Genomic DNA, 18,447 nt, shown 5'->3' with positions numbered 1-18,447 from the left:
AAAGAAAGTTTTAAACCTGTCTGTCAACAGGCAGGAATGGGATTCTAATTGAACCTTATTTTAGGTTGTTATTAATAGTTATTAGTTGCTAATTCCAAACTAACTCATTTCTTTCTTCCCAGTAATCTTTAGGAGCTGTTTTAAATAATTTTAGCAAAGCCAATTCTTCCTTTTTAAGTTTAAAATTTTGAGCTTTCATATTTTGTTCAAGTTGCTCTTTACTTGATGCGCCACTAAGTAAATATGTTGGTTCTAAATTATCCATTACAAATCTGATTGCTATAGCATCTGTGCCTACTTGGTGTTTTTTAGCCAAAGCATCTAAAACATCATAAAGCTTTTGATAATGGCTAAATTTTTCATTTTTAAATATACGACCGTTCGCTAAGGCTTCTTTAATAATAACAGTCTTTTTTAACTGAAGCAAATGCTTTAAAATATCATATGAAGCTTGTTCTAAAATATTATACGTTACTTGATAACTATCAAACAAATCCTCTTTTTTAATCTGTATTTTTAATGCAGCTTCAATAATTTCAGTTTGATTTAATCCACTTGTGGTGATTCCAATTTGTAACCCTGTTTGTTTTTTTATTTCGTAAAGCTGATTCAAAACGTCTTTATTTTCCAAAACACCACTTTCAAACGTTGTAGAATGTACTTGGTATATATTTAAAGCGGGTTGTAGTTTTTTTGAAATTTGCCACTGCTCTATTAATTTATCTAAAGAATGCTCTTTAACTTCATGAGCTCCACTAAAACCTAATTCCCAATCTGCCACATACGTGTATCCCCATTTTGTACTTAAAATAACATCCATGTGCTGATATTTAGAATTCCAGTTTGTTAAAAACTGTTCGCCCTTTCCATAAGAAGGTGCTGTATCAAAATATCGGATGCCTTGTTTATAGGCAAAATTAAGAACACTAAAAGCATTCTCCCTAAAAGCTACCAGCGTTTTATTTGGAATAATACCATCCCTGATATTGATATATTCAGGTCTTCCTAAAGCCGCTAAACCTAACCCCATTTTTGTCTTCGACATTGTTCTGGTATTTTTAAGAATTTAAGTTCTTTTTAAAATTTTAATGGTGAAATATACTATAAAAGATCTGATTAATTCACTTAAAATAAAAACAGATTATTCCATTTCACACATATATTTTGTTTCCCTTCAATGTCATCTCGATTTTACTAGATTCAGGCTCACATAAAAGTATTCTAATAAGTTAATAAAAAAGACTTTTAGAGGTGATTTTTATGTGATAGCTATAATATTATACCACATTTTAGGTTTATATTTGTTATGATTTATACAACATAATAAATAAATTATTAAATGAAACTAAAACGAATACTAGGGCTATTAGTTTTTGCTCTTTTAACAATTGCTTGCAAAAACAATAAAGAAACTAAAGACACTAAAATAGTAGATACTGTACAGCATGATACTAAGCATAAAGACAATGACCTTCATTGGAGTTATTCTGGTGAAACGGGACCAGAACATTGGGCAGAATTCGAAAAAGGATCTAGTTGCGGCGGTACTTCTCAATCTCCAATTAATATAATAAAAATTGATGCAACATTAGATCCTAATTTAAAACCATTAGAGTTAAATTATACTGCAAATACCAAGATCCATGATGTAACAAATAATGGACATTCTATTCAGTTTAATTTTGAAGAAGGCGATTATTTATTTTTTAATACTGAAAAGTACGTATTAAAACAATTTCATTTTCATGAAGCTGCAGAACATACCATTAATGGTGTGCGTTATCCTATTGAAATACATTTAGTACATGTGAATCAAAAAGGCGAAATTCTGGTTATTGGTATTATGGCTGAAGAAGGTATAAATAGTGAGCCATTCACATTTTTAGAAAGCTATTTACCTTTAATTGTCAATGAGAAAAAAATTGTTGATGCGCCATTTAATATGGCAAGTATTTTGCCAGATAACAAAGCTTTTTATACTTATAGTGGTTCGTTAACAACACCGCCTTGTAGCGAAAATGTTACTTGGATCGTTTTAAAGGAGCCTATTACTATCTCTGAAGTGCAATTAAAAGAATTACAAAAACTAATGCCTAAAAATAACTATAGAAATGAGCAACCTTTAAATGGTAGAGTTGTGAAAATGACGAATTGATATTTTAAATCCTGATAACCATTTGTAATTTTTAGATTATCTGGAACTTGTAATTAAACTATGAATCCACTTTATTAATTTTTGTAATTTAAAACTATTTCAAAGACAATTTAAAATGGTTTGTAACTACTATCTTAGATGCTAAAATACTTTTTATGAGTTTTTATAAGCAAATTGCACCCTATTATCACCATATTTTTAAAATCAATGCCAATCAAGTTGGTTTTATTAAGTTTAAAACACTAAAAAGTGATTCTAAAATTTTAGATATTGGATGTGGAATTGGAACGCTTTCATTTGAGTTGGCTAATTATTACAAGAACGTACTGGGTATTGATATGGATGCTGAAATGATACGAGTAGCCTCACAAAAAAATGGAGATGTGTCAAAATCCATTCAATTTCAACAATTAAGTATGCTTAAATTAGATACTTTTATTGATAAAAATTCTGTAGATAGCATCATTTGTTTTGGAAATACCTTAGTCCATTTGAATTCGTTAGATGAAATAGCTAATTTTTTAAAACAGTCAAAAGCTGTACTTAAATCAAATGGAAAATTATTACTGCAAATAGTCAATTATAATAGAATTATTGAAAAAAACATTAAGCAATTACCCCTCATAGAAAACGATGAAATTATATTTGAACGAAATTATTGTTATCGTAAACCTGAAAATAAGATTGATTTTAATACCCGTTTAATAGTTAAATCAACGCAACAAATAATTGAAAACAGTATTGAATTGTTGCCTCTGTTAAAAGAGGAACTAGCACTTTTATTGAATAAAGCTGGTTTCAACAATTGTAACTACTATGGAAATTTTAATATGGAAACGTATGCTATTGATAGTCCTGCTTTAATTATAGAGGCTTGGTAATCAAATATTTTTATAGGGATATCAACGAGTAACTTCAAAAATTTTACTTGGAAAATAAACATTCGTATTTCCGTTTTTAGTGCATTTTTCTGGTATTTGATTATTCCTTTCCGCATCCATTACACTTCCCTCCTGTTTTAGGTTAATGTTAAATAACAGATTACTAATTTGTCCGTTTCCAAACATATGATTGCTTTTTATAAAATAGAAAAAGTAACTTCTCCCATTTATTTCATTTGCAGGTAGTATATTTGCCCTAATTATTAAAAATACTACACCAAATGCCTTTTAAAAAATTATATGCTGAGATACAAAAGAAGCTAGAGGATCTAGAAATAGTAACACCTACTCCTTTTCAGAGCAAGAGTATTCCTGTAATTAAAAGTGGTTCCAATGTTTATTGCACCGCTGCAAAAGATAGTGGTAAAACAACCACGCTTATACTTACTACCTTGCAAAAATTAAAATTTGAGGCAGTTGGAACGCTTCCAAGGGCTATAGTTCTTGTAGAAAATAAGGAAAAAGCTTTAGAATTATATGATGCTTTTTTAATATATACGCGACATAGTTCGTTGCGAGTTTATGTAGGGCTTGAACATGTTTATCTTGATTTGCAAAAATCAGAAATATTTGAAGGTGTAGATATTCTTATCTCCACACCAGAAACAATGAATAAATTGTTTTTATCAAATGGTGTAGGCACCTCTCAATTAATGATATTTAGTGTTGATGACGCTGAGTTTTTAGTTCAGAAAACAGCATATAATGCGCTGATGTCCATTACTCAAAGTATTGATAAGTGCCAGTATGTGCTATATTCAGAAAAAATGCACCCAATTCTAAAACGCTTTGAATCCTATTTTATGGAATACTCTAAAAAAGTCACTATTTAGGCCTTCTTATAGAAATATGTTTTAACAAAATACGAAGAAATGACCATACCTAAACTACATTATATATCTCAGGGAAATTCTCCAAAGGAGCATTTAGAAAACATTCAAAAAGCGTGTACATCTGGTGCAGAATTAGTGCAATTACATTTAAAAAATATCTCAGAAAAGAAATTATTAACGTTGGCAGAAGAAGCTAGAGAAATCACAGCTCATTTTCAAACCAGGTTAATTATTAATGATCATTATAAAATAGCAAAAGCGATTAAAGCAGATGGTGTACATTTGGAAAAACCAGCTACCTGCCCTACTATTGCCAGAAAACATTTATACACTTGGCAACTAATTGGCGGAACCGCAAACAACTTGCAAGATTGCGAAGCTTTAATTGCTAAAGATGTAGATTACATTAGTTTAGGCCCTTTTAGATTAACAACAACCAAGGACAACATACCTGCGGTTTTAGGTTTACGTGGTTATACTGCAATTACAGATGTCTTAAAAACAGAGACACCAATTATTGGCTTTAGAGGCATTACCAAAGATGATGTTAAAGCCATATTAGAAACAGGTGTTTCTGGAATTGCGGTATCTAAAGAAATTACCAGCAATTTTAATAAGATAACTACATTTCACCAATTACTAAATGCATCTTCAACAGAAGAGCAACGCTATACATTTGAATAAAACTTGAATGGTTTTAGAATTTTACAAACAATTATTAATATAATATTATTAACAATAATTCAAGTCTTAATTTTTAGGATTTATCAAATAAAATTTTATTTTTAATAGTATTACTATTATATTTGCACAAAATAAATACATTTATGGATAAATTACTTTCAAATATTAAAATAGAAGTACCCTATGGTATCTACCTTAAAGACCCTGAATCATCTGCATTAGGTAAAAAAATTATAGAGAACAGTATCATTCAGATTGAGGAAATTGGTTTTGAAAATTTTAATTTTAAAAAGTTAGGACAACTTATTGGTTCTAATGAAAGTTCTATATATCGCTATTTTGAAAGTAAACACAAGTTATTAATTTACCTTACATCTTGGTATTGGAGTTGGATTGAATATCAGTTAGTAATTGAAACCTATAGTATTAGTAATTCAAAAGACAAGTTAAATAAAGCTATAGAAGTGGTTACAAGAACAACCAAACAAGACAATAAATTTAGTCATATTAATGAGGTGTTACTTAACCAAATAATAATTAATGAAAACTCTAAATCGTATTTAACAAAAGATGTGGATATAGAAAATAATGAAGGCTACTTTATGCCATATAAAAGAATTGTTCAAAGGATAGCAGAAATAATTTCAGCTTATAACGATTTGTATAAATACCCTTTAAGTTTAGCAAGTACTATTATAGAGAGTGCATTACATCAACAATTTATAAAAGTTCACTTTAAATCAATTACAAATTGCAGTAGCAAATTGACACCAACAGACTTTTTTAAAGATTTAACATTTAAGATATTATGCAATGAAAAATAAAATTTTATCACCTTGGAAACGTTTTTTGGGTTTATTAGAATTAGAACGAAAAGACATTTTTCAAATTGCTTATTATGCTATTTTTGAAGGTGTTATAGCGTTATCTTTACCTCTAGGTATTCAGACTATTATTGGTTTATTACAAGGTGCTCAAATATCTGCCTCTTGGATTGTACTAATTATATTAATAACTGTAGGTGTCGCATTTTCGGGTATTTTAAAATTAATGCAAATGCGCATTATTGAAACCATTCAACAGCGCATTTTTACGAGAGCTTCTTTTGAATTAAGTTACCGTTTTCCGAAGATAAAAATGAGTGAACTACGCAATTATTATCTTCCAGAATTAGCAAATCGTTTTTTTGATACATTAACCATTCAAAAAGGATTGTCTAAGATTTTAATTGATGTTCCTTCGGCCTTTTTACAAATTATTTTTGCACTACTTCTACTCTCTTTTTATCATCCATTCTTTATTGTTTTTGGTTTATTGCTTTTATTCTTAATTTATATTGTATTTAAGTATACTGCGCAAAAAGGATTAGAGACCAGTTTAAAAGAATCTAAAAATAAATATAAAGTAGCTCATTGGATACAAGAAATGTCTCGTTCTGTAATTAGTTTTAAACTTTCAGGAAAAACAAAATTAGCTATGCAAAAGACCGACGATTTAGTTCTTGAATACCTAGATTCTAGAGAAAATCATTTTAAAATTCTGATATTACAATTTATACAAATGATTGGTTTTAAGGTACTCGTAACAGCAGGTTTATTATTAATTGGAGGCTTTTTAGTACTAAACCAAAGAATGAATATTGGGCAATTTGTAGCTGCAGAAATTATAATTATTTTAGTAATTAATTCTGTTGAAAAATTAATTTTAGGACTAGAATCATTTTACGATGTGCTAACTTCAATAGAAAAATTAGGCCAAATTATAGATAAACCATTAGAACCTCAAAATGGAGAATTAATTAATCCGGACGAAGATTTAACTATAGAATTTAAAGACGTTTCATATAGAGTTTCTGAAAGAAATATACCAATTATAAAAGATGTTTCTTTTACCGTTAAACCTAAAGATAGAATTTTAATTGAAGGAGAAAATGGTTCAGGAAAATCTATCTTGTTGCAACTTATTTCTGGAATAATAATGCCAAGTGATGGATATATTTATGTCAATAACCTTTCCTTGGAAAGCTTGTTAATTAATCAATATAGAGCAAATCTAGGCTTATCTCTTTCTAACGAAACACCTTTTGAGGGTACCTTAAGGGAAAATATAACTTTTGGGGATAAAGACATTTCAGATAGTAATATTTATGAAGTTTTTGAGAGTTTGGGCTTAACAGAATTTTTAAAACAACAGTCAGAAGGATTAAATACAATTTTAAAACCTGAAGGTAGGCAAATAGCAGACACTACAGCTAAAAAAATAGTTTTAGCTAGAGCTATTATAAAAAAACCAAAAATATTAATTCTTGAGAACCCTTTAGACCAATTTCAGAAACAAGAAGCACAAGAAATAATAGATTTTTTAACCAAAAAATCACAAGCTTGGAGTTTAATTGTGATAAGTAATAATGAAAACTGGAAAAATAACTGTAATAAAATTATTACTCTTAAAAGAGGAGTAATTTTTAATAGTAAATTATAAATTATGTTAAATATTTCAAATAATAAAATCTCAAGTTTTATAGATTTAACCAATTATAAGTCTGGAAAAGAATTGTTTAATAAAGAATATCATAAGGGTTTTAGAAAGTTTTTACTAGTATTTTCTTTAATTTTAGTAGTTATTCTCTTTCTTCCTTGGACACAAAATATAACTAGTAAAGGAAACGTAACAACACTAAAGCCAAACCAACGACCACAAACATTACAATCGCAGATTCCTGGACGTATAGAACAATGGTTTGTACAAGAAGGAGATTTTGTTAAAAAGGGTGATACCATACTTCGTATTTCGGAAGTTAAAAGCGATTATTTTGATGAACAATTAACTCAAAGAACAGATGACCAACTCAATGCTAAATCATCATCTGTTGAAGCTTATAAAAATAAAGGGGTAGCGCTACAAAGTCAAATTTCGGCTCTAAAACAGGAACGTTCTTTAAAGTTAGAGCAAGCAAAAAATAAGTTAATCCAATCAAATTTAAAAGTTAAAAGTGATAGTATTGATTTACAGGTAATAAAAATAAAAGCAGATATTGCTAAAACACAATATGAGCGTACTTTAACCCTACAAAAAGAAGGACTAAAAGCTGTAAAAGAGGTTGAAGAGAAACTATCTAAACTGCAAGAAGCCAATGCTAAATTAATTTCTCAACAAAATAAATTTTTAAGTACTAAAAACAATGTGATTAATAGCGAGCTTGTCATTTTAACTATTAATGCCTCTTATGGAGACAAAATAGCTAAAGCACAAAGTAATTTGTTTACAGCACAATCTGGAGGTTTTGATACACAAGCTCAAGCATCTAAATTAGAAACAAACTTGGCTAATTATAGAAAAAGAAGTAGCTTACTTTTTGTTACAGCTCCGCAAGATGGTTACATTAATAAAGCTATTATATCGGGTATTGGAGAAACATTTAAAGAAGGGCAAGAATTAATAAGTATTATGCCTGCAGATTATGAACTTGCAGTAGAAATGTATGTACGTCCAATAGATTTGCCACTCATTCATATTGGAGAAAATGTGCGTGTTCTGTTTGATGGTTGGCCAGCTATAGTATTTAGCGGATGGCCTAATGTATCTCACGGAACTTATGGAGCTAAAATTGTAGCGATAGAAAATTTTATTAGTGATAATGGAAAATATCGTGTGCTGCTAGCTCCAGACGATACGGATGTTAATTGGCCAAAAGCAATCCGAGTTGGTTCAGGAGCAAAGACTATTGCACTTCTAAATAATGTTCCTATTTGGTTTGAATTATGGCGTCAAATAAACAGTTTCCCTCCTAACTTCTATCAGTCCAGTGATGAAAAAGACACTTCAAAAACTAAAAAAGGATGAGAAAATTATTGATAATTGCTTGCTGTTTTAGCTATTTTATTGGGTTTTCACAAGAGAATGATTCTATTTTAACATTGGAAGAATATTTAGGTTTTGTAAAAAAATATCATCCTATTGTAAAACAAGCAAAACTTATTACTAGTGAAAGTGAAATTAAGCTACTAAAATCTAGAGGTGCTTTTGATCCAAAGTTAGAAGTAGATTATAATAGTAAAAAGTTTAAGAATACCGAGTATTATGATAAGTTAAATGCAACATTTAAAATACCAACATGGTACGGTGTAGAATTAAAAGCGAATTATGAAAATAATGAAGGTTCCTATCTAAATCCAGAATTTACAGTTCCTACAGATGGTTTGTATAGTGCAGGTATATCAGTATCACTTGCAAAAGGTTTACTAACAAATGAACGAATGGCAACTTTAAAACAAGCCAAATTATACAACAAACAGGCAGAAGCTAAACAAAAACTTGTTCTTAATGATATATTATATAATAGCATTATTTCTTACTTTAATTGGCTAAAAAATTATGAAACTCAATTAATTTATAACGATTATGTGGCAAATGCTAAAACAAGATTAAATAATGTTAGCATAAGTTATAAAGCAGGCGATAAACCAGCCATAGATACACTAGAGGCAAGTATTAATTTAAAAAACAGAATGCTCTCTTTTGAAAAATCTAAAATTGGCTATATAAAATCAAAACTAGAAATTTCTAATTATTTATGGTTAGATAATAATTTACCTTTAGAATTAGAAGATAAAATAAAACCCGACACAAACACTATTTCTTCTATTGATGTTGTTTTAAATAGTTCTATTTTAAATATGAAAGATTATTATATTCAAAATCACCCTAAACTACAAGAACTTGGGTTTAAAAAGGAAAGTTTGACTATAGATAAACGATTAAAAGCTAATAATTTATTACCCAAAATTGATTTACAATATAATTTTTTAACTACAGAATTTAAGTCTATTAATTCATTAAATACATCAAGCTATAAAACAGGATTAGATATTAGCTTTCCTCTTTTTTTAAGGAAAGAGCGTGCCGATTTAAAATTAGCAAAACTAAAGTTAAAAGATATTGATTTTGATATTTCTGCTACCGAAATTAGTTTGAAAAATAAAATTAAAAGTACTTTTCAAGAAATAGAATCTTATAAAGCACAATACGCTATTTTAATAGACCTAATAAAAGATTATAAACAATTAGTAAAAAGTGAAGAACGTAAATTTAGTCTTGGTGAGGGATCTTTATTTCTAGTAAATTATAGAGAAGTAAAGTTAATAGAAAATCAATTAAAAATAATAGATACCGAATATCAATTATTTAACAGCAAGTCAAATCTATTAAGAGTCGTCAATAAATTGGAACTTTAAATATAAACATTAGTAATTTGCTCCTATAATCGTTTCATGTAAAGACTAATAGTTAAACCTCTCTCCTCAATACTTCTAAAGGCGGACTTTTTAAAACACTTCTAATATTACTTAACCCAATTAATAAAACCAACATGGTAATTCCTGGAAGAAACACTAAAAATGGAACAACAGACGGAATAAAAGGCTCTTTAAATAAAAATACTGCTAATAATTGACTACTAATAAGCGATAATAAAATACCAACCAAACTGCCTAACATTCCTAAATAAATATATTCCAGCGCTGTAATTTGTAAAATTTGTTTACTCTTTGCACCTAAAGTTCTTAACAACACACTTTCTTTAATTCGCTGATATTTACTATTTCTAACCGAACCAATTAAAACAATAATGCCTGTAAGAATACTAAAGAAAGCCATAAAATTAATAATCCAAGAAATTTTATTTAAAATATCTTCAATTAAAGTGTACACCTGTCGTAAATCCAATACAGAAATATTAGGGAATTTCTTTACCAAATCTCGTTGTAAGTCTGCAGAACTGGCTTCATCTGACACATAGGTAGTTAACACATTAAATTGTGGTGCATTTTCTAAAACACCTGTTGGGAATACTACAGAGAAATTCAATTGCATCCGTCCCCAATCTACTTTTCGAATACTTCCAATTATAGTTTCCATTAAAACTCCTTGAACATTAAAAATTAGCTGATCTCCAATTTCTAAAGCAGCATCTCTGGCAATATTATCTGATATTGAAATTAAAATAGGTTTGCCCTCCTCTACTGCTGACGACCAATTTCCTTCTAAAATTTCTTCTGAAGCTAATAATGATTTTCTATAGGTTACCCTAAACTCATGATTCAAAATCCATTGATTCATAGTTGAAGCAGTGTCTTTTCTAATGTCATTCACCAATTGATCTTTAATTTGATGCAATCGCATAGTTACAATAGGAATATTATCAATTATCTCCAAACCTTTTGGAAGCACTGTATTTATAACAGCTTCTTTCTGTGTGTTTTGCACATCCATTAAAATGATGTTCGCATTGTCTTTATTATTCTCAATTGATGTTTTGGCTAACAAAATATCTTTGGTAAAATATAAGGTGCTAATCAAAAAAGTACCTAAACCAATGGCTAAAATTAATACCATTGTTTGATTATTTGGGCGAAATAAATTCAGCAAACTTTGACGTTTTGTAAATCCCCAATTACTTGGAAAATATTTTTTAATAGCTTTCATAAAAAGGCTTGCAATTCCCGCCATAATAGAAAACGTAATTAAAATACCAACCGTAAACACCAATCCGAATATCGCATCTTTTAATAGCCAGAATGAAAATAAAAACACAAAAAGTAAAATTGCTGCAAACGTAAAAAGTCGTGCTTTTCTTGGTTTTACTAAGTTTTCATCTGTACCTCTTAAAACTTCCAACGGAGAAACATACCAAGTGCCTAACAATGGCAACAAAGCAAATAATACTGACATTAAAACACCTAAGGTTATTCCAATTATTAATGGCTGTACTGTGATCGCTATTTGAACGTCAAAAGGTAAAAATCCTTGTAAAATATAAGGAAAGGCATATTGCAATCCAATGCCAATAACAGCACCTAAAACACCTCCAATTAGCCCAATTCCAACAACTTGCAATAAATAAATTAAAAACGTTTGTTTTCTTGTGGCTCCTAAACATTTTAGAACTGCTACATTTTGCAATTTTTCTTTAATATAAATATGAACAGAACTTGCAATACCAACACAACCCAATAAAAGCGCAATAAATGCGGCTAAATTTAAAAATCTACTTACGTTATCATACCTTCTGCCTAAACGCTCACTAGTACTTGTATGTGTATCCAAGTCAGCATTTTCGTCATCTAAAACAGGATCTATTTTTTTATCTAATAAGTCCAAATCCATTGTTGGTGGCGCAATAAAAAAGTATTGATATTCCTTTCTACTTCCTAATTGCAACAATTCTGTATCGTCTACAAAACGAAAAGGAATCAATACAGTTGGTGCAACTGAAGAGGAAAAAGCGGTACTCCCCGGAATGGATTTTAACGCTCCTATAATTGGAAATGTTTGCTTGCCTAATTTAATAGAATCTCCGGGTTTTATATTGAATTGCAACATTAACGTAGCATCAACCAATGCTCCACCCAATTCCTGATAGATTGAAGCAGCGTTCACTGGCTCGGTATCTAAGGTTCCGTAAAAAGGGAAATTACCTTCTATTGCACGAACTTTTACGAGTTTTGTGCCATCATTTTTTGGAAATGCAGCCATAGAAACGAAATTAACTTCTGAAGCTGCCACATTTAAAGAATCTATAATTGCTTGCACTTTTTTAGTAGGAAGCTGTCTGCTGTCTATAATAAAATCAGCACCCATTAGTGCTTTGGACTGATTTTTAATATTTTGTTTTAAATTATCACTAAACAATTGAATGGAAACAACAGCCGCAATACCCAAAATAATTGATGCCATAAAAAGCATTAATCTGGAAATGCTTGCTTTTCCATCTCGCCAAGCCATTTTAAACAGCCATTTTACGGAAGTTTTTGAAGGTAATTTACTCATTAACCTGCAATAGTTTTTTCGTTAGACATAATTTTCCCTCCTTTTAACCGCAAAATTTGTTGCGTTCTATTCGCTAAATCTAAATCGTGGGTAATGATAATTAAGGTAGTTCCTGCTTCTTTATTTAATTGAAAAAGTAATTGAATCACTTTTTCACCTGTTTCTTCATCTAAATTCCCAGTGGGTTCATCGGCAAATAAAATTGAAGGTTTGTTAGAAAAAGCTCTGGCCAATGCTACTCTTTGCTGTTCACCACCCGATAATTGTGATGGATAATGATGAAAACGATCTGCCAATCCTACTTTTTGAAGCAATTCCATACCAACCTTAGCGGCATTTCTTTCACCTTGCAACTCTAAGGGAACAATTACATTTTCTAACGCTGTTAGTGTAGGTAGTAATTGAAAATTCTGAAAAATAAATCCAACTTCTTTATTACGTAATTGTGCGCGTTCATCTTCATTTAAGTTTTCTAAATTACTTCCACATAATTCTATAGAACCAGCGCTTGGATTATCTAAACCAGCGCACAAACCAAGTAAGGTAGTTTTACCACTTCCTGAAGGGCCTACAATAGAAAAAATACTTCCCTTTTCAACTTCAAAAGAAATATTTGATAATACAGTTAATTTTTTTGAACCACTTGTATAAGTTTTCTCTAGTTCATGAATCTTTAATATCTTTGTCATAGTACCTGTTTAATTTATATCCTTTCAAAATATGCTGAACTTGAAAAATAAACAATTGATTTTGAATTTTAATAATAATGTAATAAAGATTTTCTTAAAGTTTTGTTATTTTTCACTATTACTAATCCTACTCTCTTGTGGAGCAGACACTCCTAAAAAGGAAAAGACTACTGAAAAAGCGCTGGTTGAAGCAGAAAGTAACGTTCAAGAAAGTAGTACTTCAAAAACTATTTTAGTTTTTGGTGATAGTTTAACTGCGGGTTTTGGTCTGGATGATGTAAATGATGCTTTTCCTGCGCTACTTCAATCAAAAATAGACTCGCTTTCATTGGGCTATACTGTTATTAATTCTGGAGTGAGTGGTGAAACAACTGCTGGCGGAAAAAGTAGAATAGATTGGGTGCTTAATCAAAAAATTGATGTTTTTATTTTGGAATTGGGTGCTAATGATGGTTTGCGCGGGGTTCCTTTAAAAGAAACCAGAGAAAATTTACAAGCAATTATTGATGCTGTGCTAGAAAAAAATGCAGCTACTAAAATTATATTAGCTGGTATGCAACTGCCTCCAAATATGGGACAAGATTATATTAACGAGTTTAAAACTATTTTTCCTGAATTAGCTACAAAAAATAAACTAACTTTAATTCCATTTTTATTAAAAGATGTTGGTGGTATACCTGCATTAAACCAAGCAGATGGAATTCACCCTACAGTTGATGGGCATAAAATACTAGCAAATAATGTTTGGACTGTTTTAGAACCTATAATCTCTTAATAAGCAGCTATTTATAGTTTTATAAAATCATAAAAATTTTCTAATACCAATGAACAAAAAAATCAGTAAAGTGTAAAATATAAAAAAAGAAATGATATAGTCTTTATATCCTAAAACTAACATCATACTTGTTATTAAGAGCTGAAAACCTAATCCGAAAATTGATATAGCTGTCATAAAAAAACTAGGAAAACGTTTACTTTTATATGCATTCGGATCTAGCATATAGATTGTTTTATCAAACGCTCCATATAAAAATTTATAAATAGCGAATAGCAAGTTTACATTTTCTTGTGTTTCTCCTTTCATCGCAAATGGAGTATCATATTCAAAAATTCTACTCGTAGTATCACCATTTGAATTATTTCTCAAAATAACATAGTAATAATTGTATAAAGTACCTTGTAATTGAATTCCTATGAACGCAAGAAAACTATATGTCAAATGAACCTCTGTTGTATACCATATTGCTAAAAAAATAAAAAAATTTAAAATTATATCTGAAATAGAATCGAGATAACGGCCAGTATATGAAGGTGTATTTTTTAATCTTGCTAACTCCCCATCTGCAGCATCTAGAATAGATTTTAATATTAAGAAAAAAGCAGCCGACCATAAATAATCAAATAGTATGCAATAAATTGCTATCAAACCAGAAATAACAAACCCAATTGTTACATGAATAGGCGTATATGAAGTTTCTTTTAACGAATTAGCTATAATTCTTGCAATAGGCCTTCCGTAATCTGAAAGGTCTACAAACTTGTGCTCATTAGGTAATTTAGACATACTTATTTTTAAATTCTATTTAATAATAATTTAATTACCTAAACCTAAATAAAAAGTAAACTTTTAAAATAATTTACAAATGTATAATAGATTAGATATTTCTTGCAGTTAGATATTATTTTTCGTTTATAGTTATGATTTATAAATTAAACAAAAATATGATATATCCTATAGGGTATAGCACTAAATTCTTTTATAAAATTTACTTTTATATTAAATACATTATGCATTAACGTTTACTAATTTTATTGCCCGAGATTGCCCTTTGTCTAGAGCATTTAAACCGTGTAATATCTTGATTTCTTTTTTTTAAGTGCTTTGCACTTACTCCACTATTTACTCGTTTTCTCCAGCGTTTAAAACTGGACTCCTTAAGGTTCCCACGCATTAACTTAATAACATCTTTTTCTGGAAGTCCAAACTGAAATTCAATAGCTTCAAAAGGTGTGCGGTCTTCCCAAGCCATTTCTATAATGCGATCTAGTTGCCTATCTGTTAGTTCCTTTTCTAATATAATTTCTAAACTACTTTTTCCCATATTTGGCCGGTGTTTAAACGAAAACTTCCTAATGAATAAAAGTTACATTCATCTGGAGCAATAATTGATAAAAAAGTTTCTTCATTATCTCTTTTATATAAATGATAAACATTTCTAAAATAGGTTCAAAATTAAATTTTGAATTAAAAATTAATCTGTTGTACTCAAACTCACACATCATTTTTTAACTCTAAAAATCTAGCTTCTACTTAATGATTTATTTTATTAATACTTCTATTTTTTCCAAGCTACGGTATCAGTAGCAGTAATAACAGGCGCTCCAATAGATGTTGCATGCGGTTTAAGAGCAGCATCGTACTTTTGAGTTACTGAATTGAACACTACATTATCAGGTTTTTTTTCTTCTACCATTTTTACTAAAAATATATTAATCCAACTTTATAATTTGCTTCATGATCTCCGCAGCTTCAAAGTTTTTTTGATCACTCATTTTCCTATTAATTTTAGATAGTTTATAAGCTTCTTTTAAAAGCTGTTCATATTGAGATTGTAATTTTTCTTTCTTTGATTTCTTTTTGAATATTCCGAACATAATTTTTTAACTATAGAAATATATTTTGTTTATAAAAAACAAAAGTACGAATAATTGTTTAATCTTTTTACTTTTTTACTAAACAAAAGTATTTTTAATAAAATAATTTTATTAGCAATAAAAATCTATTTATTAAATTTTTTGAAATAATTATTATTAAAAGGGTACTTTAACTTTTTTATGGAAGACAAAATTGTATAACACACCCTTTCGAGAATGATCCATTTAGTGAATCATAACCTGAATCGATATAGTGTAATTTTTAAATACAGATAGCCATTGTATCTATAAAAAAACCAGAATTATTAATAAGGTGCAAAAATATTTATAATTAATTATACTCCTATTTAGTAAAGTAAATTTTAAATATGGGATTATCACTATTTTTTTAATGCACTATTTTTTTATTAAATATTAATGAACACCTAATATTTCTCATTAATTAGAAATTATATTAAATATTGTAAATGTTTCTTTTTATTGATCTTATTCAAGATTTACTTTATGTTTCATTTACTGATCTAAAACTATTATTTAAAATTATTTTTATAATTAGCTTTCGATAAAATGCAAATTACTATAGATAAACGGCACATTTACAAAAGAAAATGAATTTTTGGTTCTCAAATATTAAAAATTGAACAAAAAAAAGCCCATCAATATTGATGGGCTTTTGCAAAACTTGAAGTATATATTTAAATAACTTTTACGTTTACTGCGTTTAATCCTTTGTTACCTTCTTGTAGATCAAATTCAACTTGGTCGCCTTCACGAACTTCATCAATTAATCCAGAAATGTGTACAAAGTGATCTTTTTCAACTCCTTCTTCAGTGATAAAACCAAATCCTTTGGTTTCATTGAAAAATTTTACTGTTCCTTTACTCATTTTAATGTAATTTATTTTATTATAATAATTGAATTGCAAAGATGGTATCATTTTTTTGATATTCAACATATTACTTGACTTTTTTCAACTTAGAAAATGCCAGGAATACCTGGTAAAAGACCAACTAAAGCCAATGAAATGATACATACTAAAAACATTACCCCAGGAATAATTAATTTTTCTTTAAGAGATAAATTTTTTGCCCGTTCACGATCACCAATCAATCCAAGATTATCTAAAAGCATTGCTAAAGCCCAACCAAATACTGGGTTTACAAACGCACAGCCAAAAATACAAGTACCAGCACTTAATGAATTCTTTTGAGTTTTTACCATCTGCATTCCAGCTTCAAGCAAGGGTAAAAATACACCTACAATTAATGCTATCCTTAAAACAGGTTCCCACATTGCTAAATCCATTGGGTATCCAAAAACTGAAGCTAATACACAAAAGATTGCTGTTAATACTGCACCTCCAGGAATTGGACGTTTTGCAATAGCAGCCGGAATCATATATGTTCCCCAAGACGATGCTATATTTCCACCTCCAAGAACTGATCCAACAATTTGTCTTACTGAAGCTACTGTCATAGTATCATCAACATCCATTAAAACATTTTTAGCTTTTTTAGGATAGTTAATTTCCTGAAAAACACGATGCCCTAAATAATCGGGAGACCACATAGCTACAGCTAAAATCGCAAAAGGAATCACTGCAATAAAGTGTCCAAAATTAGGCCATCCAAGTTGCCACCCTGTATCTTCTCCCCACCAGTATTGCGGACTAAAATGAGGTAACCCTGGTTCAGTTGTAAAAGTGAAATCAGCCCCCATTGCAAAAGCAATTATACCAGCTATTAATGAGCATAATGGAATTGCTAACCAACGTTTGTTTATTCGTGCTAAATAGGCGTAAATAAAAATGGTAACACCAATAATTATAAAAGAAAGTGCTATAATATTTGTGCCTTTAGACCATATTTCAAGCTTTCCAATTTGACTAATAAGTCCGACAGCTCCTAAATATATTAATAAGCCACCTCTAACACCAACACTTGTTAATGTCATGAGTTTTGAGCCTCCTTTGGTAACACTTAGTAAAATTCCAAATACACCAATTAATATACCTAAAGCAAGTGGATGTCCACCTGCCAATGCAATAATAGGAATAAGAGGAATCATAGGCCCATGCGTACCTGCTAAATTTGCATTAGGGTTTAAAATGGCTGAAAAAATTATTACAAAAATTCCACCAGCAATTAATAACTCGTAGCGTACATTCTCTGCAATAAATTCAGGAGATAACCCAAATTGAACTGCAAATGCAGCAACCATTGCCGTTACCATTACCACTTTACCTATAGTAGCTGCTAAGGCTGGTACCAAATCTTCAAATTCAATATGAAAGTCTCTAAAGGGAAGGTGAATTCGCCAGCGACGAAATTTCATAATCGATAATTCATGTTCTAAATATTCTTCTCTATTATTAAATTCACTAGATTTTTTTCGTTGTTTTTTGTACGAATTTTCAGCTTCTTTTTTCATTTTGTGATTTAAACTATGATTGGTGAAACTTTAGAAGTTCCTCTATTTATGTAACAAAAGTAACATGTTTATAATCCCTAAAATATGACAAAAGTCAAGATGTTCCGTAAAGAAGGGCATTACAAAATAGAACAACATTTCTTTTACTTGAATTATAGTATAGATGAAGGATACTAATGTTGCCGTATTATGGTGCGGTATATGAACAAAAAAAAAGCCCATCAATTAATTT

Annotated in this window: 18 protein-coding genes and 1 pseudogene; 9 read left to right on the top strand and 10 right to left on the bottom strand. The window is 29.5% G+C overall.

The window, feature by feature from the left end; all coding sequences use genetic code 11:
* Positions 1 to 88 precede the first annotated feature (88 nt).
* The gene (locus CHB63_RS03580; RefSeq protein ID WP_089377042.1) at positions 89 to 1,045 is read right to left on the bottom strand and encodes an aldo/keto reductase; all 957 of its coding nucleotides are present in this window, start codon (positions 1,043 to 1,045) and stop codon (positions 89 to 91) included.
* 294 nt (positions 1,046 to 1,339) lie between these two features.
* Here CHB63_RS03580 and CHB63_RS03575 point away from each other — a divergent pair, with 294 nt between their 5' ends.
* Both CHB63_RS03575 and CHB63_RS03570 read left to right on the top strand, forming a co-directional pair.
* The gene (locus tag CHB63_RS03575) at positions 1,340 to 2,155 is read left to right on the top strand and encodes a carbonic anhydrase (RefSeq protein ID WP_089377041.1); all 816 of its coding nucleotides are present in this window, start codon (positions 1,340 to 1,342) and stop codon (positions 2,153 to 2,155) included.
* 155 nt (positions 2,156 to 2,310) lie between these two features.
* Positions 2,311 to 3,036, top strand: coding sequence for a class I SAM-dependent methyltransferase (locus CHB63_RS03570; protein WP_089377040.1), 726 nt, complete (start codon positions 2,311 to 2,313; stop codon positions 3,034 to 3,036).
* Between the two features lie 21 nt (positions 3,037 to 3,057).
* Here the strand turns inward: CHB63_RS03570 and CHB63_RS17100 are convergent, their stop codons facing one another.
* Entirely contained in the window at positions 3,058 to 3,222 is a 165-nt protein-coding gene (locus CHB63_RS17100) for a hypothetical protein (protein WP_176420231.1), read from the bottom strand.
* A gap of 95 nt (positions 3,223 to 3,317) precedes the next feature.
* Between CHB63_RS17100 and CHB63_RS03565 the strand changes: the two genes are divergently transcribed.
* From CHB63_RS03565 to CHB63_RS03540, 6 genes are all read left to right on the top strand, one after another.
* A complete protein-coding gene (locus tag CHB63_RS03565) occupies positions 3,318 to 3,929 on the top strand; it encodes a DEAD/DEAH box helicase (RefSeq protein ID WP_089377039.1) in 612 nt (203 codons plus the stop codon).
* 39 nt (positions 3,930 to 3,968) lie between these two features.
* A complete protein-coding gene (locus tag CHB63_RS03560; RefSeq protein ID WP_089377038.1) occupies positions 3,969 to 4,613 on the top strand; it encodes a thiamine phosphate synthase in 645 nt (214 codons plus the stop codon).
* 143 nt (positions 4,614 to 4,756) lie between these two features.
* Positions 4,757 to 5,437: a TetR/AcrR family transcriptional regulator gene (locus CHB63_RS03555; RefSeq protein ID WP_089377037.1), complete on the top strand. Its 681-nt coding sequence runs from the start codon at positions 4,757 to 4,759 to the stop codon at positions 5,435 to 5,437.
* The gene (locus CHB63_RS03550; protein WP_089377036.1) at positions 5,427 to 7,094 is read left to right on the top strand and encodes a peptidase domain-containing ABC transporter; all 1,668 of its coding nucleotides are present in this window, start codon (positions 5,427 to 5,429) and stop codon (positions 7,092 to 7,094) included. Before CHB63_RS03555 ends, CHB63_RS03550 begins: the two co-directional genes overlap by 11 nt.
* Positions 7,095 to 7,097: 3 nt before the next feature.
* Positions 7,098 to 8,456, top strand: coding sequence for an HlyD family secretion protein (locus CHB63_RS03545; RefSeq protein ID WP_089377035.1), 1,359 nt, complete (start codon positions 7,098 to 7,100; stop codon positions 8,454 to 8,456).
* Positions 8,453 to 9,847, top strand: a complete 1,395-nt coding sequence (locus CHB63_RS03540; protein ID WP_089377034.1) for a TolC family protein — start codon at positions 8,453 to 8,455, stop codon at positions 9,845 to 9,847. Before CHB63_RS03545 ends, CHB63_RS03540 begins: the two co-directional genes overlap by 4 nt.
* 52 nt (positions 9,848 to 9,899) lie before the next feature.
* Here the strand turns inward: CHB63_RS03540 and CHB63_RS03535 are convergent, their stop codons facing one another.
* Both CHB63_RS03535 and CHB63_RS03530 read right to left on the bottom strand, forming a co-directional pair.
* Positions 9,900 to 12,395, bottom strand: coding sequence for an ABC transporter permease (locus tag CHB63_RS03535; RefSeq protein ID WP_089377572.1), 2,496 nt, complete (start codon positions 12,393 to 12,395; stop codon positions 9,900 to 9,902).
* 44 nt (positions 12,396 to 12,439) lie between these two features.
* Positions 12,440 to 13,129 carry an ABC transporter ATP-binding protein gene (locus CHB63_RS03530; RefSeq protein ID WP_089377033.1) on the bottom strand — a complete coding sequence of 230 codons (690 nt, stop codon included), beginning with the start codon at positions 13,127 to 13,129 and terminating at the stop codon, positions 12,440 to 12,442.
* A gap of 31 nt (positions 13,130 to 13,160) precedes the next feature.
* Here CHB63_RS03530 and CHB63_RS03525 point away from each other — a divergent pair, with 31 nt between their 5' ends.
* Positions 13,161 to 13,904: an arylesterase gene (locus CHB63_RS03525; protein WP_089377032.1), complete on the top strand. Its 744-nt coding sequence runs from the start codon at positions 13,161 to 13,163 to the stop codon at positions 13,902 to 13,904.
* A gap of 27 nt (positions 13,905 to 13,931) precedes the next feature.
* Here the strand turns inward: CHB63_RS03525 and CHB63_RS03520 are convergent, their stop codons facing one another.
* The 6 genes and pseudogenes from CHB63_RS03520 to CHB63_RS03500 all read right to left on the bottom strand — a co-directional run bounded on the left by CHB63_RS03520 (position 13,932) and on the right by CHB63_RS03500 (position 18,215).
* Positions 13,932 to 14,693, bottom strand: coding sequence for a CDP-alcohol phosphatidyltransferase family protein (locus tag CHB63_RS03520; RefSeq protein ID WP_089377031.1), 762 nt, complete (start codon positions 14,691 to 14,693; stop codon positions 13,932 to 13,934).
* Positions 14,694 to 14,922: 229 nt separating this feature from the next.
* Positions 14,923 to 15,231 carry a TIGR03643 family protein gene (locus CHB63_RS03515; RefSeq protein WP_089377030.1) on the bottom strand — a complete coding sequence of 103 codons (309 nt, stop codon included), beginning with the start codon at positions 15,229 to 15,231 and terminating at the stop codon, positions 14,923 to 14,925.
* Positions 15,213 to 15,603 (bottom strand): annotated as a pseudogene (locus CHB63_RS17460) (DUF2452 domain-containing protein). The gene CHB63_RS03515 and the pseudogene CHB63_RS17460 overlap by 19 nt, the downstream one beginning before the upstream one ends.
* A 16-nt stretch (positions 15,604 to 15,619) precedes the next feature.
* Positions 15,620 to 15,784 (bottom strand): Lacal_2735 family protein, encoded by a 165-nt coding sequence (locus tag CHB63_RS17040; RefSeq protein ID WP_141107259.1) that lies wholly within the window; start codon positions 15,782 to 15,784, stop codon positions 15,620 to 15,622.
* 695 nt (positions 15,785 to 16,479) lie between these two features.
* The gene (locus CHB63_RS03505; RefSeq protein ID WP_089377029.1) at positions 16,480 to 16,671 is read right to left on the bottom strand and encodes a cold-shock protein; all 192 of its coding nucleotides are present in this window, start codon (positions 16,669 to 16,671) and stop codon (positions 16,480 to 16,482) included.
* Between the two features lie 89 nt (positions 16,672 to 16,760).
* On the bottom strand, positions 16,761 to 18,215 hold the full coding sequence (locus CHB63_RS03500; protein WP_089377028.1) for a DUF3360 family protein: 1,455 nt from the start codon (positions 18,213 to 18,215) through the stop codon (positions 16,761 to 16,763).
* Positions 18,216 to 18,447: the final 232 nt, after the last annotated feature.

The sequence above is a fragment of the Lutibacter flavus genome (assembly GCF_900188355.1).
Lineage (GTDB): Bacteria > Bacteroidota > Bacteroidia > Flavobacteriales > Flavobacteriaceae > Lutibacter > Lutibacter flavus.
Note: the sequence above shows the minus strand (reverse complement) of the source record. Positions and strands in the feature narration are given on the sequence as shown.